Origin of the sequence: Cereibacter sphaeroides 2.4.1, assembly GCF_000012905.2 — a bacterium.
In the GTDB taxonomy this organism is placed as follows: domain Bacteria; phylum Pseudomonadota; class Alphaproteobacteria; order Rhodobacterales; family Rhodobacteraceae; genus Cereibacter_A; species Cereibacter_A sphaeroides.
Map to the genome: position 1 here is coordinate 1,434,942 of NC_007493.2, position 22,179 is coordinate 1,457,120.

16 protein-coding genes are annotated in these 22,179 nt (G+C 69.0%); 7 read left to right on the top strand and 9 right to left on the bottom strand.

Annotation, left to right across the window (positions count from 1 at the left end; all coding sequences use genetic code 11):
- Positions 1–400: 400 nt before the first annotated feature.
- Positions 401–1,780: an ISNCY family transposase gene (locus RSP_RS07020; RefSeq protein ID WP_011337744.1), complete on the bottom strand. Its 1,380-nt coding sequence runs from the start codon at positions 1,778–1,780 to the stop codon at positions 401–403.
- Positions 1,781–2,006: 226 nt separating this feature from the next.
- Between RSP_RS07020 and rpe the strand changes: the two genes are divergently transcribed.
- Positions 2,007–2,717: a ribulose-phosphate 3-epimerase gene (rpe, locus tag RSP_RS07025; protein WP_011337745.1), complete on the top strand. Its 711-nt coding sequence runs from the start codon at positions 2,007–2,009 to the stop codon at positions 2,715–2,717.
- Positions 2,718–2,798: 81 nt separating this feature from the next.
- On the opposite strand, the gene RSP_RS07030 is transcribed toward rpe, so the two are convergent.
- The 3 genes from RSP_RS07030 to rpsB all read right to left on the bottom strand — a co-directional run bounded on the left by RSP_RS07030 (position 2,799) and on the right by rpsB (position 6,109).
- Positions 2,799–3,983, bottom strand: a complete 1,185-nt coding sequence (locus RSP_RS07030) for an NAD(P)/FAD-dependent oxidoreductase (RefSeq protein WP_011337746.1) — start codon at positions 3,981–3,983, stop codon at positions 2,799–2,801.
- Positions 3,984–4,369: 386 nt separating this feature from the next.
- A complete protein-coding gene (gene tsf, locus RSP_RS07035; protein WP_002719943.1) occupies positions 4,370–5,266 on the bottom strand; it encodes a translation elongation factor Ts in 897 nt (298 codons plus the stop codon).
- Positions 5,267–5,347: 81 nt separating this feature from the next.
- On the bottom strand, positions 5,348–6,109 hold the full coding sequence (rpsB, locus tag RSP_RS07040; RefSeq protein WP_002719944.1) for a 30S ribosomal protein S2: 762 nt from the start codon (positions 6,107–6,109) through the stop codon (positions 5,348–5,350).
- A gap of 248 nt (positions 6,110–6,357) precedes the next feature.
- Here rpsB and RSP_RS07045 point away from each other — a divergent pair, with 248 nt between their 5' ends.
- Together RSP_RS07045 and RSP_RS07050 are read left to right on the top strand one after the other, a co-directional pair.
- Entirely contained in the window at positions 6,358–7,245 is an 888-nt protein-coding gene (locus tag RSP_RS07045; protein WP_017140203.1) for a PfkB family carbohydrate kinase, read from the top strand.
- Entirely contained in the window at positions 7,242–8,153 is a 912-nt protein-coding gene (locus RSP_RS07050) for a pseudouridine-5'-phosphate glycosidase (protein ID WP_011337748.1), read from the top strand. The genes RSP_RS07045 and RSP_RS07050 overlap by 4 nt, the downstream gene beginning before the upstream one ends.
- 26 nt (positions 8,154–8,179) lie before the next feature.
- Here RSP_RS07050 and RSP_RS07055 read toward each other — a convergent pair whose 3' ends face one another.
- Positions 8,180–8,953, bottom strand: coding sequence for a 3-hydroxybutyrate dehydrogenase (locus RSP_RS07055; RefSeq protein WP_017140204.1), 774 nt, complete (start codon positions 8,951–8,953; stop codon positions 8,180–8,182).
- 290 nt (positions 8,954–9,243) lie between these two features.
- Here RSP_RS07055 and RSP_RS07060 point away from each other — a divergent pair, with 290 nt between their 5' ends.
- Both RSP_RS07060 and RSP_RS07065 read left to right on the top strand, forming a co-directional pair.
- On the top strand, positions 9,244–11,055 hold the full coding sequence (locus RSP_RS07060; RefSeq protein WP_011337750.1) for an extracellular solute-binding protein: 1,812 nt from the start codon (positions 9,244–9,246) through the stop codon (positions 11,053–11,055).
- Between the two features lie 16 nt (positions 11,056–11,071).
- Complete coding sequence (locus RSP_RS07065; protein WP_002719949.1) at positions 11,072–11,203, top strand: entericidin; 132 nt, start codon at positions 11,072–11,074, stop codon at positions 11,201–11,203.
- A gap of 75 nt (positions 11,204–11,278) precedes the next feature.
- On the opposite strand, the gene RSP_RS07070 is transcribed toward RSP_RS07065, so the two are convergent.
- Genes RSP_RS07070 through RSP_RS07080 form a run of 3 tightly spaced genes read right to left on the bottom strand, consistent with a single transcriptional unit; the run spans position 11,279 to position 16,357 of the window.
- Positions 11,279–14,545: an efflux RND transporter permease subunit gene (locus RSP_RS07070; protein WP_011337751.1), complete on the bottom strand. Its 3,267-nt coding sequence runs from the start codon at positions 14,543–14,545 to the stop codon at positions 11,279–11,281.
- A gap of 10 nt (positions 14,546–14,555) precedes the next feature.
- The gene (locus tag RSP_RS07075; RefSeq protein WP_017140205.1) at positions 14,556–15,728 is read right to left on the bottom strand and encodes an efflux RND transporter periplasmic adaptor subunit; all 1,173 of its coding nucleotides are present in this window, start codon (positions 15,726–15,728) and stop codon (positions 14,556–14,558) included.
- Entirely contained in the window at positions 15,716–16,357 is a 642-nt protein-coding gene (locus RSP_RS07080) for a TetR/AcrR family transcriptional regulator (protein WP_011337753.1), read from the bottom strand. The genes RSP_RS07075 and RSP_RS07080 overlap by 13 nt, the downstream gene beginning before the upstream one ends.
- Positions 16,358–16,555: 198 nt before the next feature.
- Between RSP_RS07080 and RSP_RS07085 the strand changes: the two genes are divergently transcribed.
- Both RSP_RS07085 and RSP_RS07090 read left to right on the top strand, forming a co-directional pair.
- Positions 16,556–17,200: a DsbA family oxidoreductase gene (locus tag RSP_RS07085; RefSeq protein ID WP_011337754.1), complete on the top strand. Its 645-nt coding sequence runs from the start codon at positions 16,556–16,558 to the stop codon at positions 17,198–17,200.
- Positions 17,197–18,414: a multidrug effflux MFS transporter gene (locus RSP_RS07090; protein ID WP_009562193.1), complete on the top strand. Its 1,218-nt coding sequence runs from the start codon at positions 17,197–17,199 to the stop codon at positions 18,412–18,414. Before RSP_RS07085 ends, RSP_RS07090 begins: the two co-directional genes overlap by 4 nt.
- A gap of 262 nt (positions 18,415–18,676) precedes the next feature.
- Here RSP_RS07090 and mfd read toward each other — a convergent pair whose 3' ends face one another.
- Positions 18,677–22,174, bottom strand: coding sequence for a transcription-repair coupling factor (gene mfd / locus RSP_RS07095; RefSeq protein WP_011337755.1), 3,498 nt, complete (start codon positions 22,172–22,174; stop codon positions 18,677–18,679).
- Between the last annotated feature and the right edge of the window lie 5 nt (positions 22,175–22,179).

A 22,179-nucleotide genomic window follows, 5' to 3' on the forward strand; every position in this document is an offset into this window, starting at 1 on the left:
ATCAAGGCTCTGGCCGTGTCTCCGTTCACGAAGCGCGAACCGCGCCCGGTCCGGCGGGCGGATCGTCTGGGGCGCTCAGGGGGCGGAGGGTTGGCGCTCGGCCGGGAGCGCTGGCGGGTTTCGGTCCCGAGGCGAGGCATCCTTGATCCGCTCTGTGCCGACATGTCACGAAATCGGGGGCGGCAGCGCTACAGCTTCACCCGCAGGGAGGTCTCCGGCTTCAGCTCTTCGCCGCTCAGCACGCTATGTGCGCTGTTGTCACCAAGTTAAAGTGTCGCCTGGCGTGCAAAGTAGAAATGTCGTCCCGGTGTCGCAGGGCTGAGCCGGCCCCGGCCCGCTCTCGTCAGGAAGGGCCGTAGGGACGGGGCCGGCGGGGGCGGAACGCTCCGGGTCCGCACGGTCATTCCGCCGCGATGTCGGGAGGCTTCGCCGTCCCGTCCGCCCGCTGCCTGGCGCGGCGGGCCAGTTTCGAATTCCAGCCGTCGTTCCGCCGACCCGTCGGCTCGTAGACTGTGCGCTGCCGGCCGACGCGGCTCACGCGCGGGGGTTGGCTTTCCTGCAGGCTCCTCGCCAGCGCCAGGACGTCGCTGAGCCGCTTGTTCGCGGTGATGGCCGCGTGGGTGACATGCTGCTGCTCGGGATCGAAGCTGCGGTAGGGGAGCGAGATGCCTTTCCATCGAGCTTCAAAACGTCCGTCCGGGAAGGCGTAGGTGTCGACGTATTTCCCCACGATGCCGCGCGTGAGGTCGCTTTCCTCCAGCAGGATCCGCCGGTGCTCGTAGGTGAAGGTGAGCTGGTTCCCGACGTAGCGCTGGTCGCGCCAGCACAGGATGTCGGCCAGCCGGTCCGGGGGCAGGTTCAGCGGCCGGTGCCGGTCGTCCGGCCGGGCAGGCACCCTGGCGAACTGCGCGTTGTGCCGCTCGATGAAGCCGGGCAGGAAGGCGTTCCCGGCCTCCATGTCGCTGATGCCTGCAAGCCGCATCTCCTTGACCAGCCGGTCCTGCAAGGTGCGGTTCGCCCGCTCGACCCGGCCCTTGGCCTGCGAGGAGTTGGCGCAGAGGATCTCGATGTTCAACTCGGCCAGCGCCCGGCCGAACTGCGTCATGCCATGGCCGGTCCGCGCGTCCTGCCTCGCCACGCGGAAGACCGAATGCTTGTCGGAGTAGAAAGCCGTGGGCCTGCCGTGCCGCGTCAGGTAGCACTCCAGCGCCGCGAAATAGGCGAAGGTGCTCTCGGAGGGCACGAAGCGCATCTCCATCAGCCGGCTCGTCGCGTCGTCGATGAAGAGCACGAGCAGCGTGCAGGCTGGTGCGCGATCCTCGAACCAATGATGATCGGACCCGTCTATCTGAACCAGTTCGCCCAGGTGCTCGCGCCGCAGCCGCGGCTGGTGAAACCTCCGGCGCTGAGGACGCGACAGCCAGAGCCCATCCTCGACCATCCACTTCCGCAGCGTCTCCCGCGACACATGCAGGCCGTCGCGCTCGGCCAGCTTCTCGGCCGCGAGCGTGGGGCCGAAATCGACGTAGGTCTCCCGCACGAGGGCCAGCGCAAGGTCCCGCAATCCCGGCGAGAGGCGGTGGTTCGACGGTCGCCCGCGCAACCCGTGCCGCGTTGCCGCCGCGCCGTCCTCGCGCAACCGTCGCAGCAGACGCTGCACCTGACGCGGGCCGATCGCCAGCAGAACCGAGGCTTCCGTCGTCGTCATCCTCCGATCGAGCACCTTCGACAGGATCTCGATGCGGTTCAGTTCGCGCTCGCTCATCAGCACCCATCCCATGCCGCCGATCCTCCATTGTCCCGACAGGAAGAGGCGACAGTTCTACTTTGCTTGGATGCGACAATTCTACTTTGCGCTTACATGCGCGAGTCGGATAATCTGTATTATGTATTCTAAACAGTGCCGGGACCGCATATCAACACTCCCGCACGGGCTGAGACTTAAGGCCGCCTTGAAGCGGCCCGCCGCCTCGGGGTAAGCCGGATCATCCCCAAGGAGCGTTGCCATGTCCTTCGATCGCCGTATCAAGATCGCCCCCTCGATCCTCTCCGCCGATTTCGCCAATTTCGGCGCCGAATGCCGCGCCATCGAGGCCCAGGGCTGCGACTGGGTGCATGTCGATGTAATGGACGGCCATTTCGTGCCGAACCTCACCTTCGGTCCGGCGATGTGCGCCGCAATCCGGCCGCACATCAAGGGCGTCATGGACGTGCATCTGATGATCGCGCCGGTCGATCCCTATATCGAGGCCTTCGCGGCTGCCGGCGCCGATGTCATCACCGCCCATCTCGAGGCCGGCCCGCACATCCATCGCACGCTGCAGGCGATCCGCGGCACCGGCCGCAAGGCGGGCCTCGCGCTCAATCCCGGCACCGGCCTCGATGCGGTAGGCCATCTGCTCGACCTCCTGGACCTCGTCTGCATCATGACGGTGAACCCGGGCTTCGGCGGGCAGAAGTTCATCGCGAGTCAGGTGGACAAGGTGCGCGACCTGCGCGCGATGATCGGCGACCGGCCGATCCATATCGAGATCGACGGCGGCGTGACGCCCGAGACCGCGCCGCTGGTGGCCGCGGCCGGTGCGGACGTGCTGGTGGCGGGCTCGGCCGTCTTCAAGGGAGGCTCGGTCGACAATCCCGAGCCCTACGGCGCCAATATCCGCGCAATCCGTGCGGCAGCCGAGGCGTCGCTCGGTCGGGCCTTTGCGGCAAAGTGAGATTTCAGGGTCTGCCGACCGCGGCAGACCCTCATGCTGTCCGGGAGGAAAGTCCCGCAACCTACCAATCTTACGCGACTTTCAGACAATAGCGCGTTCGAGGAAAGGCCGCCCCTCCAGAACCCGCTCGACCGAGAGATCGGACAGATCGAGGCTCTGCCAGCTGCCTGTCAGCAGATGCTCGGCGATGCCGCGGCCGACGGCCGGCGCCTGTTGCAGCCCGTGCCCGGAAAAACCGTTCATCAGATAGAGGTTCGGCAGCGCCGGATGCGGTCCGAGGATCGCATTCTGGTCGAGGCGGTTGTAGGCGTAATGCCCGACCCAGTGGCGCACCACCTTCACCGCATCGAAGCCAGGCGCGCGGGCGTAGAGCTGCTCCCAGATCACCTCCTCGAAGAGATGCAGATCGGGCTCGAAATCCTGCGGGTCGCAGGGACTGTCGGCCTCGGGCACGGTGGCGGTGATCCACTGGCCGCCGCGCTCGGGCCGCAGATAGAAGCCGCGGTCGACCAGAAGCGGCGCATCCGGGTGCCGGGCATTCGGCGCATCGATCACGAAGACCGTGCGCTTGCGCGGCTCGACCGGCAGATCGAGGCCCGCCATCCGCATGACTTCCGCCGCGCGGGTGCCGGACGCATTGATCGCGGCCCCACAGGCTATGGTTTCCCCCGAGGCGAGACGGACGCCACGCACCCTGCCCTGCGCCTGCTCGAGCCCCACGACGCCATCGCGCAGGAACTCCACCCCCTGCAGCCTCGCCGCGGCCCTGAAGCCGTTCAGCAGTCCCATATTGTCGAACCAGCCCTCGTCGCGCGGCCCGAATGAGCCTGCCACGAGATCCCCCGTCTCGAGCCAGGGGAAGCGCGCGGCGAGCGCTGCGGGCGTCAGCATCTCGGTCGCGGCGCCGAGGCTGCGCTGCATGGCGGCCACCTCGGCCAGCACCGAGGCGCCCTCGGCCGTCGAGGCGAGGAAGAGATAGCCGTTCTCGGTCAGGCCCAGCGACGGGATCCCCACCTCCTGGCCCAGGCTTTCGCGGAAGTCGCGGATGAAGCCGATTCCGAAGCGCGAGATCGCCACATTGACCGGCGTCGTGAACTGCATCCGGATCGAGGCCACGGATAGAGCGGTCGAGGCCCGGGCATAGGTCGGATCGCGCTCGACCACGATCACCCGCAGGCCCGGCTGCATCCGGGTCAGCCAATAGGCGGCCGAGGCGCCCATGACCGCTCCGCCGATCACCACCACATCCGCCGTGCGCCCGCTCATGCCCCTGCCCCCTGCCCTTTGCAGCGAAGCTAGATCAGCGCTCGGGCGCCCGCCAGAGGCCTCGCGCGGGAGCCCTGTTTCAGGGAGGGCAGCGCCTGAAAAAGCGGCACGCGCCCGGACGCGGAGGGAAGTCGGGTTCTGGGACCGGGACGCCTGAAGAAGCGCGGATCTCCCCGAAATGCGGGAGAGCCGAGGATCAGGGGCTGCGCCGCCTGAGGAGCCGTGCGTTTCCTGAAATGCGGTAGAGCCGCCTTTCAGGAACCGTGACGCCTGAAAGAGCGGTGACATCCCGGCGGCGCGGAAGACCCGCAGCCCAAGGGGTCATGGCAAAGAAAAACGGCGCGATCCCGGAGGATCGCGCCGCTCTGTCTGCGAGGAGAAAGGAATCAGCCCGCGAGGGTCTTGGCGACCTCGGCCGCGAAATCCTCTTTTTCCTTCTCGATGCCTTCGCCCACGGCCATGCGCACGAAGCCCACGATCTCGACGCCGGCCTGCTTGGCGGCTTCCGCCACGGTCAGGTCGGGATTGATGACGAACTTCTGGCCGAGCAGCGTGTTCTCTTCGAGGAACTTCTTCATCCGGCCCGGGATGATGTTGTTCTCGATCACCGCATCGGGCTTCGGCTTGGCCGAGGCCGCGTTCTCTTCCAGCGCCTTCTGGGTCTGCACGGTGCGCTCGCGCTCGACCACGGTCGGGTCGAGGTCGGCTTCCGAGAGGGCCATCGGGTTGGTGGCCGCGATATGCATGGCGACCTGCTTGGCGATGCCGTTGTCGGCACCTTTCACGGCGACGAGCACGCCGATCTTGCCCAGCCCGTCAGCAGCGGCGTTGTGGACGTAGGCCGCAACCGAATCGCCCGAGATCTTCGCCATCCGGCGCAGCGTCATGTTCTCGCCGATGACGGCGATCGTTTCCTGCAGCGTGGTCTCGACGGTCTTGCCGCCCATGTCGGCGGCCTTCAGCGCCTCGATGTCGTCCACGGTGAGCGCGGCCTTGGTGAAGCCCGTGACCATCGACTGGAAGTCGGCGTTCTTGGCCACGAAGTCGGTCTCGGAGTTCACCTCGACCGCCACGCCGGTGCCGCCGTCGACACAGACGCCGACGAGGCCCTCGGCCGCGGTGCGGCCGGCCTTCTTCGCCGCCTTCGCGAGGCCCTTCGTGCGCAGCCAGTCCACGGCGGCTTCCATGTCGCCGTCGGTCTCGGTCAGGGCCTTCTTCGCGTCCATCATGCCTGCGCCGGTCGACTCGCGCAGTTCCTTCACCATCTGGGCGGTGATTGCCATTTACGGCTCTCCTCAGTGAATTGCCAAAGACCGGGCGGGGAGTTACCCCCGTCCGGTAACGGGATTGCGACGGGCGGCCGATCAGGCCTCGAGCGTCTCTTCCTCGGGGGCCACGTCGAGCGCGCCGAGGTCGATGCCGGCAGCACCCATCTGGGCGCTCATGCCGTCGAGCGCCGCCCGCGACACGAGGTCACAGTAGAGCGCGATGGCACGGGCCGCGTCGTCGTTGCCCGGGATCACATAGTCCACGCCCTTGGGCGAGTTGTTGGTATCGACCACGGCCACGACCGGGATGCCCAGCTTCTGCGCTTCGGCGATGGCGAGGTCTTCCTTGCCCACGTCGATGATGAAGAGCAGGTCCGGGGTGCCGCCCATCTCGCGGATGCCGCCGAGCGAGGCCTGCAGCTTCTGCTGCTCGCGCTCCATGTTCAGCCGCTCTTTCTTGGTCAGGCCCTCGGCGCCGGTGGCCAGAACCTCGTCGAGCTGCTTCAGGCGCTGGATCGACTGCGAGACGGTCTTCCAGTTGGTGAGCGTGCCGCCCAGCCAGCGGTGGTTCATGTAGTGCTGCGCGCATTTCTCGGCGGCTTCGGCGATCGGCTTCTGGGCCTGACGCTTGGTGCCGACGAAGAGGATGCGGCCGCCCTTGGCCACGGTGTCGCGCACGACCTTGAGCGCCTGGTCCAGCATCGGGACCGTCTGCGTCAGGTCGACGATATGGATGCCGTTGCGGTCGCCGTAGATGAACTCCGCCATCTTCGGGTTCCAGCGAGCGGTCTGGTGGCCGTAGTGAACGCCAGCTTCAAGCAGCTGACGCATGGAAAACTCGGGGAGCGCCATGTCCATGTCCTTTCCGGTTTGCGCCTCGGCGAAGCCTTGTAGAGGGTGTGCCCCCAACCGGTGGACCTGCGGGGATGTCTCCCCCGAAAGCCCGGACTTCGCCTGTGAAGTGGGCGCGCTTTATCCTCCCCGTCCGGCGATTGCAAGAGCCGTGGCCCCGGAGGGCCGGAAAAGGCCGGCGTGCGGCAGCCTGACCCCCCTGCCGCCCCGGCACGGCGCTTGCCCAAGGGCGCGCGACGGGGCATCAAACCTGCATGAGCATTCCCGCGATCCTCTGCATCGGCGCGGTCCAGTGGGACCTGATCGGCCATACGGCCGATCCGATGCCGGCCGGGGCCGACCTGCCGGGCCGCGTCTCGCGGATGCCGGGGGGCGTGGCCTTCAACATCGCGCAGGCGCTGGCGCGCGAGGGGCTCACTGTGGCGCTTCTTGCCACGGTCGGCACGGATGCCGAGGGCGAGGGGCTGGTGCGGGCGGGCATGGCGCTCGGGCTCGACATGCGCTTCCTGCATCGCGGGGGCGCCACCGATCTCTATCTCGCGCTCGAGGCCGAAGGGGCGCTGGTGGGCGCCGTGGCCGATGCCCGCGCGCTCGAGGAGGCGGGCGAGGCGGTGCTGGAACCACTGCGCGACGGACGCCTCGCCACGGAGGCCCTGCCCTTCGCCGGCACATTGGTGATCGACGGCAACCTGCCCGAGCCTGTCCTGCGCGGGCTTGCCGCCTCCGGGCTCCTCGCCCGCGCGGATCTGCGCCTCGCGCCGGCGAGCCCTGCCAAGGCTCCGCGGCTGGCCCCGCTTCTGGCGCATCCGGGCGCGGTGCTGCAACTCAACCGCGCCGAGGCCGCCACGATCTGCGGCGCGGACTTTCCCACCTCGCTCGCCGCCGCCGAGGCGCTGCTCGCGCGGGGCGTGGCGCGCGTCCTCGTCACCGACGGCGCCCTGCCCGCCACCGACGGCTGCGCCCGGCGCGGCCTTCTGCAGGCCTGTCCGCCCGCCGTTCCCTGTCGCCGGGCGACCGGCGCGGGCGATGCCTTCCTCGCCGCCCATCTCGCGGCCGAACATCGCGGCGCCGGGCGGGAGGCCGCCCTGGCCGCCGCGCTCGCCGCCGCGGCAGCCCTTGTGTCAGGAGACGTCATCTCATGAATGCACCGCTCGCACTCGACCGGGAAATCGCCGAGGCCCTGCTCACCGGGCAACCCGTCGTGGCCCTCGAATCGACCATCATCACCCACGGGATGCCCTATCCGCAGAATGTGGACACCGCGCGCGAGGTCGAGGCCACCGTCCGTGCCGCGGGCGGCGTCCCCGCCACCATCGCCGTGATGGACGGCCAGATCCGCGTGGGTCTGGGCGAGGCCGAGCTCGAGCGGCTGGCGCGCGCCGAGGAGGTGCAGAAACTGTCGCGGGCGGATCTCGCCACCTGCCTCGCCACCGGCGCCATGGGCTCGACCACGGTCGCGGCCACCATGATCGCAGCCAACCTCGCCGGGATCTCGGTCTTCGCCACCGGCGGCATCGGCGGGGTGCACCGGGGCGCCGAGACCAGCTTCGACATCTCGGCCGACCTGAACGAACTGGCGCAGACGCCCGTCACCGTCGTCTCGGCGGGTGCCAAGGCCATCCTCGATCTGCCCAAGACCTTCGAAGTGCTCGAGACGCTGGGCGTGCCGGTGATCGCCGTGGGCCAGGACGAGATCCCCGCCTTCTGGTCGCGACGCTCGGGGCTGAAGGCGCCGATCCGGCTCGACACGGCCGAAGAGATCGCCGCGGCCCATATGATGCGCGCGAGGCTCGGCCTGCCGGGCGGGCAGCTCGTGGCCAATCCGATCCCGGCCGAGGCGGAGATCCCGCTCGCCGAGATGGCGGCGGTGGTCGACCGCGCCATCGCGCGGGCCGAGGCGCAGGGCGTGGCCGCCAAGGCCGTGACGCCGTTCCTGCTCGACCTGATCTTCGATCTGACCGAGGGCCGGTCGCTCGAGGCCAACCGGGCGCTCGTCCTGTCGAACGCCCGGCTCGCGACCGACATCGCCCGCGCCATCGCCAGAGGCTGACCCGGGAGTTGCCGAAGGACCGCCCGTCAGAGGGCGGTCCAGCCCCCATCCACCGAGATCGTCGTCCCGGTGATCTGATCGGCCGCACCCGAGCAGAGGAACACCACCGTGCCGCCGATCTGACCGGTCGTTGCGAACTGGCGCGAGGGCTGGCGGTCGAGCATCACCTCGCGGATCACCGTCTCGCGGTCCATGTCGTGCGCCTTCATCTGGTCGGGGATCTGCGCCTCGACCAGCGGCGTCAGCACATAGCCCGGGCAGATCGCGTTGCAGGTGATGCCCTTGCCCGCGGTCTCGAGCGCGGTGACCTTGGTGAAGCCCACCACCCCGTGCTTGGCCGCGACATAGGCCGACTTGTAGGGGCTCGCCGTCAGCCCGTGCGCCGAGGCGATGTTGACGATCCGCCCCCAGCCCTTCGCCCGCATCCCCGGCAGCGCCGCCGCCGTGGTGTGGAAGGCCGACGAGAGGTTGATCGCGAGGATCGCGTTCCACTTCCCGACCGGGAACTCCTCGATCGACGAGACATGCTGGATGCCCGCGTTGTTCACGAGGATGTCGCAGCCGCCCGCCGTCTCGATCAGCGCCCGGCACGCTTCGCCGTCCGACATGTCGGCCGCGATGTAGCGGCAGCTCACGCCATGTTCGCGGCCGATCTTCTCGGCCAGCGCGTGATCCTCGTCGCGGTCGGTGAAGGAGTTGATGACAACCTCGGCGCCGGCGCGCGCCAGCTCTTCGGCGCAGCCCAGCCCGATGCCCGAGTTCGAGCCGGTGACGATTGCCCGCTTGCCGTTCAGATCCATGATCCTGCCTCCCGTCATGTGCACTGGCCAAGACCTAGCCAATGGGCCGCGGGATGGCGAGATGGCACGGAGACCGGGGCGCCTGTCATTCGCGAAGCGCGAAAAAAAACGCCGGCGCGAAGCCGGCGTTAAGTCGTTGAGGCAGGTTTCATACAGGCAAGAAACCTATCGAGCAGTGGGATACTTATACGACCTTCTCCGCCGCTGTCCAAGGTAAAAGTTTGAAAAGGTTACCGCCCGCGGCTAAATCTGGCCCCCTGCGGATCGGCCACCGAGGAGCTGTTGCCCGAATGATACAGGAATTCCGGTCCCGCCTGAGGGGCGCCGCGCTGGCTCTCGGGCTTGCCGTTCTGGGCACGACGCTGGCCGCCGAACCCCGGCACGGCATAGCTATGTATGGCGAACCGGCGCTTCCACCGGATTTTGTGTCTCTGCCATATGCAAATCCCGACGCGCCGAAGGGCGGCCGGATCGTGCTGGGCGAGACGGGCGGATTCGATTCCCTCAACCCCTACATAGTTAAGGGCCGCGCCCCCTATTCGCTCGCGCCGCTGACGGTCGAGACGCTGCTCGGCCGGTCGCTCGACGAGCCCTTCACGCTCTACGGGCTTCTGGCCGAATCGGTCGAGACGGACCCTGCCCGGACCTGGGTCGAATTCACGCTGCGCGAGGGCGCGCGGTTCTCGGACGGCACGCCCGTGACGGTCGGGGATGTGCTCTGGTCGTTCGAGATTCTCGGCACGAAAGGGATGCCGCGCTACTGGGGCGCGTGGCAGAAGATCGCGAGCGCCGAGCAAACAGGCCCGCGTTCGGTCCGCTTCACCTTCTCCGAGCAGGACCGCGAACTGCCGCTGGTGTTGGGTCTGCGCCCGATCCTGAAGAAGGCGCAGTGGGAGGGCCGCGACTTCGGCTCCTCGGGCTTCGAGGCGCCGATCGGCTCGGGGCCCTACATCCTCGAGAGCTTCGAGCCGGGCCGGGTGCTGCGCTACCGCCGGAACCCTGACTGGTGGGGGCGCGACCTGCCCTTCAACCGCGGCCTGCACAATCTCGACGAGGTGGTGGTCGAGTATTTCGGCGATGCAAGCGTGGCCTTCGAGGCGTTCAAGGCCGGCGCCCTCTCGGTCTATCGCGAGACGAGCGCCGCCCGCTGGGCCACCCACTACGGGTTCCCGGCCGTGCAGAGCGGCGCGATGGTCAAGTCCGAGATCCCGCATGGCCGCCCGTCCGGAATGGAGGGGCTGGTGATGAACACGCGCCGCGCCCTTTTCGCGGACTGGCGCGTGCGCGAGGCGATGCTCTTGGCCTTCGACTTCGACCTCATCAACCGCACGCTGACCGGCGGCGCCGAGCCGCGGATCGCCTCCTACTTCTCGAACTCCGCGCTCGGGATGGAGGCGGGGGCGCCTGCCACGGGGCGCGAGCGGGCGCTGCTCGAGCCCTTTGCGGCCGATCTCCTGCCCGGCACGCTCGACGGCTATGCCCTGCCCGCGACGCACGGCGCCTCGAACCGCGGCAACCTCCGCAAGGCCGCCCGACTTCTCTCGGAGGCCGGCTGGCGGATCGAGGACGGGATGCTCGAAGGCCCGGGCGGCACCCCCTTCGCCTTCGAGATCCTGCTGCCGCAGGGCGCGGATGCGATGATCGCGGCTTCGATCATCTACCGACAGGCACTGACACGGCTCGGGATCTCGGCCCGCATCACGACCGTCGATCCGGCGCAGTTCAAGCAGCGGGTCGACAATCAGGATTTCGACATGACGAGCTTCCTGCGCTCGCTCACCCTCTCGCCCGGCAACGAGCAGCTCCTCTACTGGTCGGCCGAGGACAAGGATCTGCCCGGCTCGCGCAACCTGATGGGGATGGAGAGCCCCGCCGCCGAGGCCGTGATCCGGCACATGCTGGCCACCGACGATGCCGAGGAGTTTCAAGCCTCCGTGAGGGCGCTCGACCGGGTCCTGACGGCCGGTAGATATGTCATTCCGATGTGGTATTCTCGGGTCTCCCGGCTGGCGCACGACAGGCACCTGCGCTATCCGGCAAAAACACCCATCTATGGCGACTGGCCGGGCTTCCTGCCGGACGTCTGGTGGCAAGAAAAGTGAGAGCGAGCGGACGAAGATGAAGAAACTGGTGGTTCTGGCGGTCGTCGCGGCCGCCCTTCAGGGCTGCAACACGGTGGCAGGCGTGGGACAGGACATCACGGGCGGCGCGAACCGCGTCGGCAACTGGGTGATGGGCCCCGGCTACTGACCCAAGGCCGACGCCCGGCCTTCCTCCTGACAGGAACAGAGGATCCGCCCGGCCCTTCCGCAGGGCGGGCGGATCTCATTGCGCCACGAACATCCGCTTCGGCGCCTGTTCGAGCTCGGCCACCCGGGCCTGAAGTGCTGCCAGATCGGCCTCCCGCGCGGTCAGGCGCTCGGCCAGCTCCTCGGGCGTGGGCTGCGGTACCTCCTCTTCCCGTGCGCCCGAGATCCCGCGGAAGAGCCGGGCGAAGAGCCGCGAGAGATCGTCCATGATCAGGAAGAAGGACGGCACGATCACGAGGCTCAGCACCGTTGAGACGATGATGCCGCCGATCACGGCGGTCGCCATCGGCGCCCGGAACGGCCCGCCCTCGCCCACGCCGAGAGCCGAGGGCAGCATGCCCGCCGACATGGCGATCGAGGTCATGACGATGGGGCGGGCCCGCTTGTGCCCGGCCTCGAGAATCGCCGAGAACCGGTCCATCCCCCGCGCCCGCATCTCGACCGCGAAATCCACGAGCAGGATCGCGTTCTTGGTCACGATCCCCATCAGCATCAGGATCCCGATTAGCACCGGCATCGAGAGCGCCGAGCCCGTCAGGATCAGCGCCGCGGCGACGCCGCCGATGGCCAGCGGCAGCGAGAAGAGGATGGTGAAGGGCTGGAGCACCGAGCGGAACAGCAGGATCAGCACGGTCAGCACCAGCATGAGCCCGAGGATCATCGCATTGCCGAAGCTCGTCATCAGCTCCTGCTGGACCTCGGCGTCGCCCGCTTCCTGAATGCGGACGGTGGGCGGCAGCTCGACGCTTTCGGTGATCTCCTTGAAGCGCGCCGAGGCGGTGCCGAGCGCCACGCCGACGGGCAGGTTCGCCCCGATGGTCGCGCGCCGCTCGCGGTTCAGCCGGTCGACGACGCTCGGACCTTCGGCGATGCGGATATCGGCCACGGCCGAGAGCGGCACCTGCGCGCCCGAGGCGGTGGTGATCTTCAGCGCCGCGATGCGCGCCAGATCGCCCCGCGCCGCCGTCGCGAGCTGCACCCGCACCGGGATCTGGCGCCCGTCGAGCGAGACCTTGGCGAGGCTCGCGTCGATATCGCCGATGGTCGCCACCCGCACGATCTCGGCGATCTGCGCCGTGGTCACGCCCAGCCGGGCCGCCTCGTCGCCCCGCGGCGTGATCTGCAATTCGGGCCGCGGCAGCGCGCCCTCCGACGCCACATCGGCCAGCAGCGGATCGCCCCTGAGCGCGGATTCGAGCCGCGCCACCGCGGTGTTCAGGTCGGCCTCGCTGCTCGAGAGGATCGAGAAGCTCAGGTCGCGCTCGCCCCGGTCGTTCAGCTTGAAGGCGCGCGCGTCGGGCACGTCGGCGATCCGCGCAAAGATCTCGGCCTCGATCTCGTTCTGCGGCCGGACGCGGCCCTCGGGCGTCATCTGCGGCAGGAACGGCCCCACGAGCGGCAGCCGCCCGGCCAGCGTCACGATGCGGTAGCTGAGCCGGTGGTCGAGCTTCTCGAGCAGCACCGTCACCGCGGCGCGGCGAATGTCGCGCTCGCCTGTGGGCGAGGCGCCGCCCAGCACGAAGACATTCTCCACCCCCTCCACGTCGCGGATCCGCTCGAGGATCGCCTGCGTCGTCCGGTCGGTCTCGTCGAGCGAGCTGCCAGGGGCGAGCTCCACGCTGAGGGGGATGCGGCTCACGTCCTCGGGCGGGATGAAGCTGCCCGGAATGCGCAGCATGAAGAACATGGACACAGCGAAGACCCCGATGGCCGCGAGAAGCGTGAGATAGCGGAAGCGCAGGGTCTGGCGCACGAGGCCCAGATAGCCGCGCATGATGAAGCCGTCGCCGTGCGACTTCTCGTCGGCATCCTTCGAGCGCATGAGATAGGCCGCCATCATCGGCGTGATGAGCCGCGCCACGAGCAGCGAGAAGAGCACCGAAATGGCGACGGTCAGGCCGAACTGGGCGAAATATTGCCCCGGAATCCCGGGCATGAACGAGACCGGCACGAAGACCGCGACGATGGTGAGCGACGTGGCGATCACCGCCATGCCGATCTCGTCGGCCGCGTCGATGGCCGCGCGGTAGGGCGACTTGCCCATCCGGATGTGGCGCGCGATGTTCTCGATCTCGACGATGGCATCGTCGACGAGGATGCCCGTGGCGAGCGTGATGGCGAGGAAGCTCACGAGGTTGAGAGAGAAGCCCAGGAGGTCCATCACCCAGAAGGTCGGCACCGCCGAGAGCGGCAGCGCCACCGCCGCGATGAAGGTCGCGCGCCAGTTCCGCAGGAAGGCCAGAACCACGAGCGTGGCCAGAAGCGCCCCCTCGAGAAGCGTGTGGAGCGCCGCCTCGTAATTGCCGTAGGTGTAGAAGACCGTGTCGTCCACCAGTTCGGCGCGAACCTCGGGATGCGCCCGCGCGAGATCGGCCAGCACCGCATTCACGGTCTCGGCCACCGAGACTTCGCTCGCGCCCTTGGCGCGGAAGACCGCGAAGGTCACCACCGGCTCGCCGTTGAAGCGCGAGAAGGAGCGCAGCTCCTCGTAGCTGTCCACCACCTCGCCCAGATCCGAGAGCCGCACGAAGCGCCCCGAGGGCAGCGCGATGGTCGTGGCGGCGAGCCGCCCGGCCGTCGCCGCATCGCCCAGCACGCGGATCGCCTGCTCGCCCTGCCCGAGCTCGGCCCGGCCCGAGCCGAGATTGGCATTCGTCGCGCGGAGCTGCGTGTTCACCTGCGGCGCGGTGATGCCGAAACTGTCGAGCTTCACCGGATCGAGCTCCACCCGGATCTCGCGCTCGGCCCCGCCGTAGCGGTCCACCCGGCCGATGCCGGGCTTGCCCTGAAGCGCGCGGGTGATCGTGTCGTCCACGAACCAGGACAGTTCCTCGATGGTCATGTTCGGCGAGGAGACGGCGAAGGTCATGATCGCCTGCCCCTCGACATCGATGCGCGTCACGATGGGGGCCTCGATCCCGCCCGGCAGGTCGCCGCGGATCTGGTCGATGGCGTCCTTCGTGTCCTGCACCGCCTTTTCGGTGGGCACCTCCATGCGGAACTCGACGACGGTGGTCGAGCGGCCGTCCACCACGGTCGAGGTGATGTTCTTCACCCCGGTGACGCCCGCCACGGCATCCTCGATCTCCTTGGTGACCTGCGTCTCCATTTCGGCGGGCGCGGCGCCGGCCTGATCGACCGTCACCGCCACCAGCGGCACGTCGATGTTCGGAAAGCGCGTGATGGGCAGCGTGTTGAAGGCCTGCCAGCCCAGCACCATCAGCAGGACGAAGCCGAGGAGCGGCGCGACCGGATTGCGGATCGACCAGGCGGAGAAGTTCATCGCGGGCGCCTCAGTTGACGGGTTCGGCGGGGACCGGGTTCACCCGGTCTCCGGGGCGCACGAAGGCGCCGGCCTTCGTCACCACGAGGTCGTTCGAGAACAGGCCCTCGACGATCTCGACCATGCCGCGGTCGCGGATGCCCGTGGTGACGGGCGTCCGCTCCACCTCGCCGCCCTGACGCACGCGCAGGACCGTCGCACCGTCGGCGCCGCCGCTGACCGCCGTCACCGGCACCGCCAGCGCGTCGCGCTCGCTCACGAGGATCTCGGCCTCGGCGAACATGCCCGAGCGCACGGCCTCCATCTGGCCTATGGCGATGCGCGCACGGCCGAGGCGGGTGGCGGTGTCGATGGTGGGCTCGACCAGCCGGACCGTCCCTTCGAGCGGCTCGGCCGTGCCGAGCGTGCGGATCAGCACCTTCTGCCCGGGCCTGAGCCGCAGCAGATCCTGCTCGGCCACATCGGCGAAGAGCTCGAGCTGCCCGTCGCGCAGCAGCGTGAACATGGGCTCGCCCTGCGCCGAGGCGATGGCGCCGACCTTGGCCGTGCGCGAGACGATCTCGCCCGCCACCGGCGCCACCACCGACGTGCGGTTCAATTGCAGCTCGATATTGGCCAGCTGCGCCTCGGCCAGCGCCACCTGCGCCCGCGCGGCCTCGAGCGTCTGGCGCGCGACCATCACGCGGGCGTTGGCCGAGACCGACGCGGCCTGCGCCGTATCGGCCGCCGCCTGCGAGGCCGCACCCTGCTGGCGCAGCTGCGCGGTGCGCCGGTTCACCCGCTCGGCCTCGTCGGCGGAGGCCTTGGCCTCGAGCACCTGCGCCTCGGCCTGGGCGATGGTGGCGCGCGCCGAGGCGAGCGAGGCGGTGAACTGGCTCTTCTGCAGTTCGAGCGTCGAGACCGACAGGCGCGCCAGCACCTGCCCCTCGGCCACGGTATCGCCCACGTCGGCCTCGAGCGTCTCGATGGGCTGGCCCTCGATCAGCGGTTGGACCTGCACCAGCTCGACCGCGCCGATCAGCCCCGAGGCGATCACCCGGTCGCGCATCGGCCGGCGCACGACGGTCGAGACCGTGATGGCGGGCAGGGCCTGAGCACCTGCGGCCGGGGTGGCGGCCTCCTGCGCGGGGCTCGCCCAGGGCATCAGACCGGCAAGAAGGGCAATCGTCATCACGCGCCGCATGGCAGACCTCTCGCTTTCGAAGCACCCTGCGCCTCGCACCGTGCCACCTCGTCGAGGGTGGCGTCGATGCTGCGCAGCAGAAGGGATTTCAGTTCGACCGCCCCGGCCCGCTTCTGCGGCCAGTCGAGCGCCCAGGCCCGCACCAGCATCACGAGGAAGGCGGCATGGGCTGCAAAGCGCGCCTCGGCCTCGGCCGGAGGTTGCCCCGTCACGCGGGCGAAGATCCCGAGGAAGGCCCGGCGGATCTCCGTCTCCATGCGCTCGCAGATGCCGGCGATCTCGGGGTTGCGGTGCGCCATGGCGGTGATCTCGGCCCAGAGCGGCGCATCCTCCTCGCAGAGCTCCACCTCGATCCGGTAGCGCAGGATCTCGCGCAGCCGCGCCATCGGATCGTCGGACGAGACCACGGCGGCGAAGTCACGCTCGACGCCTTCGAGATCGCGCCGCACGATCGCCTCGACGATGGCGGCCTTCGAGGGAAAGTAGCGGTAGAAGTTGCCGACGCTCATGCCCGCGGCGCGGGCCAGATCCTGCATCGAGGCGCCGTCGAACCCCTTCTCGGCGAAGGTGCCGCGGATCTGATCGAGGATCTCGTCGCCGCGCGGAACGGGGGCAGAGCTGTCGGGCATGAGGCCTCGTGCGGCTGGCGAATGAACGTTCATTCGCACATAGAGAGCCGTCAGGCAAGATCAAGAGGGCGTGAGGCGCCCCCGCTTGCATCGCCCGACAGGCAGGCGTAGCACGAGGTGGCGCATCGCCGCAGGGCTCCCGTCCCGGGATGACCGCCGCGGCCCACCCCCCAACGCAGGATTTCCAAAGGAGCGGCCATGATCCGCCTCGACATTTTCTCGGATCCCGTCTGCCCCTGGTGCTACATCGGCAAGGCGCATCTGGACCGCGCGCTCGAGACGCGCCCCGACCATCCGTTCCTCATCGAATGGCACCCGTTCCAGCTCAATCCCGACATGCCCCCCGAAGGGATGGACCGGCGCAGCTACCTCGAAACCAAGTTCGGCGGGCGTCAGGCCGCGGTCGAGGTCTATGCCCAGGTGCAGGCCGCGGCCGAGGCGGCGGGGCTCGAGATCGACTTCTCCGCGATCGAACGCACGCCCAACACGCTCGACGCGCACCGGCTGATCCATTGGGCCGGGCTCGAGGGGCGGCAGGCGGCGGTGGTCTCCGCCCTCTTCCGCGGCTATTTCCGCGAGGGGCTCGACATCGGCGTGCCCGAGGTGCTGGCCGACATCGCCGGGCGCTGCGGCATGGACCGGGCGCTGACGCTCCGGCTGCTCTCCTCGGATGCCGACCGCGAGGATCTGGCCGCGCGGGATGCGGATGCGCGCGCCAAGGGCGTGCGGGCGGTGCCCACCTTCCTCGTTGCCCGCCGCCATGTGGTGCCCGGCGCGCAGCCGGTCGAGCTCTGGCAGCAGGTGATCGACGAACTGGCCGCAGCGAAGGGATCCGACGCATGACTTCCCTCGCAGGCTCCCCCGAGAGCGGGCGGCTCTCGAAGCCCGAATTCGTCGGCATGATCGCGATGCTCTTCGCGACCGTGGCCTTTTCCATCGATTCCATGCTGCCCGCCCTGCCCCAGATCGCGGCCGAGCTGAGCCCGGACGCGCCGAACCGCGCGCAGCTGATCCTCACGAGCTTCGTCCTCGGCATGGGGATCGGCACCATCTTCGCAGGCCCGCTCTCGGACCGGTTCGGGCGCAAGAAGGTCATCATGGGCGGCGCCGTGCTCTATTGCCTCGCCGCGCTCTGCGCCTGGGCGGCCCCCACGCTCGAGTTCATGCTGCTGGCCCGCGTGGCGGGCGGGCTCGGCGCTGCGGCTCCGCGGGTCGTGTCGCTGGCGCTCGTCCGCGACCTCTACCGCGGGCGCGAGATGGCGCGGATCATGAGCTTTGCCATGCTGATCTTCACGCTGGTGCCGGCGGTGGCGCCGCTCCTCGGCACGGTCGTGATCGAGGCCCTGGGCTGGCGCGGCATCTTCCTGTCGTTCCTCGGCTTTTCGGCCGTGTCGATCCTCTGGGTCTCGCTGCGCCAGCCTGAGACGCTCCCGCCCGAGGCGCGCCGCCCCTTCTCGACCGAGGGGCTGGTCTCGGCCTTCCGCGAGGTGCTCTCGCACCGGGTGATCCTCACCGCCATCGGGGTGCAGACGCTGGTCTTCGGCGCGCTCTTCGGCACGCTCTCCTCGACCCAGCAGGTCTTCGACACGACCTGGGGCCGGGCCGAGAGCTTCCCGCTCTGGTTTGCGGCCATCGCCCTCATGGCGGGCAGCGCGAGCCTCGTGAACGCGGCCCTCGTCATGCGGCTCGGGATGCGCTTCCTCGTGACGGTCGCGCTCGGCGTGCAGTTCCTCGTCTCGCTCGGCATGTGGGGGATGAACGTGGCCGACCTCTGGCCGGCGGCGCTGGCCTTCCCGGCCTATGTGGCCTGGACGACGGGGGTGTTCTTCACCGCGGGCCTGACGCTCGGCAACCTCAATGCGCTGGCGATGGAGCCTGTCGGCCATATCGCGGGCATGGCGGCGTCGGTCATCGGCTCGATCGCGACGGTTCTCGCGGTCTGCCTCGCCGCGCCACTGGGTCTCGCCTTCGACGGGACGCCCCTGCCGCTCATGCTGGGCGTGGCCTGCTTTGCGGGACTGGGCTACCTGCTGATCCGCTCGCTGCCCCGGAACTGATAGCCTGCCACGCAGGGATGGCCTCCGGGCCATCCCTGTCGTTTTCCGTCTGCAGGCCGAAGGCGCGACCCGGGTAGGCCTGGCTGCGACCGCTCTCCCGCTGCGCAATGGTTCCTGCCTTCGCTCGACTTGCCGGGGGGCGACCCCTGTCCCGCGACGGGGTGGCCGATGCCGGCCTCAACCCTGCCCCGCAGTCACCTGCCCGCCGGACGGGCCTCCTGTGTCCTCCCGCAGGGAGACGGACCCCGTCCCCTGCCTTCGGCTAGCCCGCCGGTCGAGCGACCTTGGCGGGGGTCTTCTCAGGCTTCACCACCTTCTCGGCCAGATCGCGGGCGATGGCGAAGGCGCCCTTGATCCGTTCGCCTTCGGTCTTCCAGTCGCGCGCAAGCACGATCTTGTTGTCCTTCACCCGCGCCGTCTCGCCCTGCGCCTTGATGAAATCCACAAGGCCCGCCGGATTGGCGAACTTGTCGTTGTGGAACTGCACCGTCGCCCCGCGCGGGCCGGTTTCGAGCCGCGAGATGCCCGCGCGCTTGCACATGGCCTTGATGCGCACCACGAGGAGAAGCGTGTTGACCTCGCGCGGCAGCGGGCCGAACCGGTCGATCAGCTCGGCCGCGAACCCTTCGAGCTCGACCTTGGTCGTGAGACCCGAGAGCCTGCGGTAAAGCCCGAGCCGCACGTCGAGATCGGGCACGAACTCCTCGGGGATCAGCACGGGGACGCCGAGGTTGATCTGCGGCGCCCATTGCTCGTCGGGCTCGCTCAGGCCCTGCAGCTCGCCCGAGCGGATCTTCTGGATCGTCTCCTCCAGCATCTGCTGGTAAAGCTCGTAGCCCACCTCCTTGATATGACCCGACTGTTCCTCGCCGAGGAGGTTGCCCGCGCCGCGCAGGTCGAGGTCGTGCGAGGCGAGATTGAAGCCCGCGCCGAGACTGTCGAGGGAGGCGAGCAGCCGCAGCCGCTTGATCGCCTGCGGGGTGAGAGGCGCGCGCGGCTTCGTCGTGAGATAGCAATAGGCCCGCGTCTTGGCCCGGCCCACCCGGCCGCGGATCTGATAGAGCTGGCTCAGGCCGAACATGTCGGCGCGATGGACGATCATCGTGTTGGCGGTCGGGATGTCGAGGCCCGACTCTACGATGGTCGTGGCCAGAAGCACGTCGAACTTGCCATCGTAGAAGGCATTCATCCGCTCGTCGAGCTCGCCCGCCGCCAGCTGGCCGTGCGCCACCACATAGGAGACCTCGGGCACATGGTCGCGCAGGAAGGCCTCCATGTCGGGCAGATCCGAGAGCCGCGGGACGACGAAGAAGCTCTGCCCGCCCCGATACCGCTCGCGCAGGAGCGCCTCGCGGATCGTCACAGTATCGAATTCCGAGACGTAGGTGCGGATGGCGAGCCGGTCCACGGGCGGCGTCGCGATGATCGACAGATCGCGCACGCCGGTCAGCGACAGTTGCAGCGTCCGCGGGATGGGCGTCGCGGTCAGCGTCAGCACATGGACCTCGGAGCGCATCTCCTTCAGCCGCTCCTTGTGCGACACGCCGAAATGCTGCTCCTCGTCGATGATGAGGAGCCCGAGGTTCTTCAGCTTCACGCCCTTGGCCAGAAGCGCATGGGTGCCGATGCAGATATCCACCGTGCCGTCGGCGAGGCCCGACCGCGTCTCGGCCGCCTCCCTGGCCGAGACGAAGCGCGACAGTTGATGCACTTTCATCGGAAAGCCGCGGAAGCGCTCGGCAAAGCTGCGGAAATGCTGACGGGCGAGAAGCGTGGTCGGGCAGATGACGGCCACCTGCATGCCCGCCAATGCCGCCACGAAGGCCGCCCGCATCGCGACCTCGGTCTTGCCGAAGCCCACATCGCCCACCACGAGCCGGTCCATCGGGCTGCCGGATTCGAGGTCCTTCACCACATCCGCGATGGCCGACAGCTGGTCGTCCGTCTCCTGATAGGGGAAGCGGGCCGAAAAGGCCTCCCACAGCGAATGCGGCGCCTCGAGGATCGGCGCATGGCGCAGGTGCCGCTCGGCCGCGATCCGCATGAGCCGCTCGGCAATCTCGCGGATCCGCTCCTTGAGGCGCGCCTTCTTGGCCTGCCACGCCCCGCCGCCCAGCTTGTCGAGCAGCCCCTCTTCGTGCCCGTAGCGGCTCAGAAGCTCGATATTCTCGACCGGCAGGTAGAGCTTCGCGTCCTCGGCATAGACGAGATGCAGGTAATCGTGCGGCGGCCCCGGCTTGTTCGAGGGCGGCTGCGGCACCCGCAGCGTCTCGAGGCCCATGTAGCGGCCCACGCCATGCTCGACATGGACGACGAGATCGCCGGGCGTCAGCGTGTCGTGCTCGCGCAGGAAGTTCTCGGCCTTCCGGCGCTTCTTCGGCTTCGAGATCAGCCGGTCGCCCAGCACATCCTGTTCCGAGATCACGGCGAGCCCCGGCGCGGTGAAGCCCTGCTCCAGCGCCCAGACCATCAGATGCGTGCCGCCGCGTGCCTCGGGCACGTCGCGGATGTCCTGCGCGAGCTTCGTGCCCTGCAGGCCGGCTTCCTCGAGAAGCCCCTTCAGCCGTTCGCGCGCGCCCTCGGACCAGCTGGCGATCACGACCTGCCGATCCTCGCGCAAGCTGCGAACATGATCGACCAACGCCCCGAACAGGCTGATGTTTTCGGCCTGACGCTCGGGCGCGAAGCTGCGCCCCATCCGCCCGCCCGCATCGAGGACGCCCGGACCGGGGCTCTGGGCCAGCGGCGAAAGCTGGATCACCCGGTGCCCGGCCACGGCCGCCTCCCATGCGGCTTCGTCGAGATAGAGGAGATCCGGCGCGGCGGGCTTGTAGACCGTGTCGAGCCGGCCCTTCGCCGTCATCGCCTCGCGCCGCGCGTCATACTGGTCGGCGATCCCCTCCCAGCGCGAGATCCGCGCCGGCGTCACCTGATCGTCGAGCATCACGCTCGCCTCGGGCAGATAGTCGAAGAGCGTCTCGAGCCGCGCGTGGAAGAAGGGCAGCCAGTGCTCCATCCCCTGATGCTTGCGGCCTGCCGACACGGCCTCGTAGAGCGGGTCGTCCGTCCCCGCCGCGCCGAACTCGATCCGATAGTTCTGGCGGAAGCGGGTAAAGGCACCCTCGTCCAGCATCACCTCCGACACCGGGGCCAGCTCCACGAGGTCGAGCTTCTCGACCGTGCGCTGGGTCTCGGGGTCGAAGCGGCGCGCTCCGTCCAGCACGTCGCCGAAGAAATCGAGCCGCACCGGCCCCGCCACACCCGGCGGATAGATGTCGACGATGCCGCCGCGGATCGCATAGTCGCCGGGCTCCGTCACCGTGTCGGTGAGCGAGAATCCCATGCGGGCGAGATAGGACCTAAGGCGTCCCTCATCCACCCGGTCGCCCACGCGGGCCGAGAAGGAGGCCGCCCGCAGCACCTCGCGCGCGGGAATGCGCTGGGTCGCGGCATTGAGCGTGGTCAGCAGGACGAAGGCCCCCGGCATCCCGTGCGCCAGGGCGGCGAGCGTCGCCATCCGCCGCGCCGAGATCTCGGGGTTGGGCGAGACCCGGTCGTAGGGCAGGCAGTCCCAGGCCGGAAGCTCCAGCACCACGGCGCGCGGCGCCATGACGGCCAGCGCCGTGCGCATGGCCTCGAGCCGCTTGTCGTCGCGCGCGACGTGAATGACAGGGGCACCGCGGTCGAGCTCTTTCGCGACCAGCCGGGCATCGTAGCCCTCGGGCGCACCGCCGAGGAAGATCCGCGTTCCGTTCTGCATGAGGC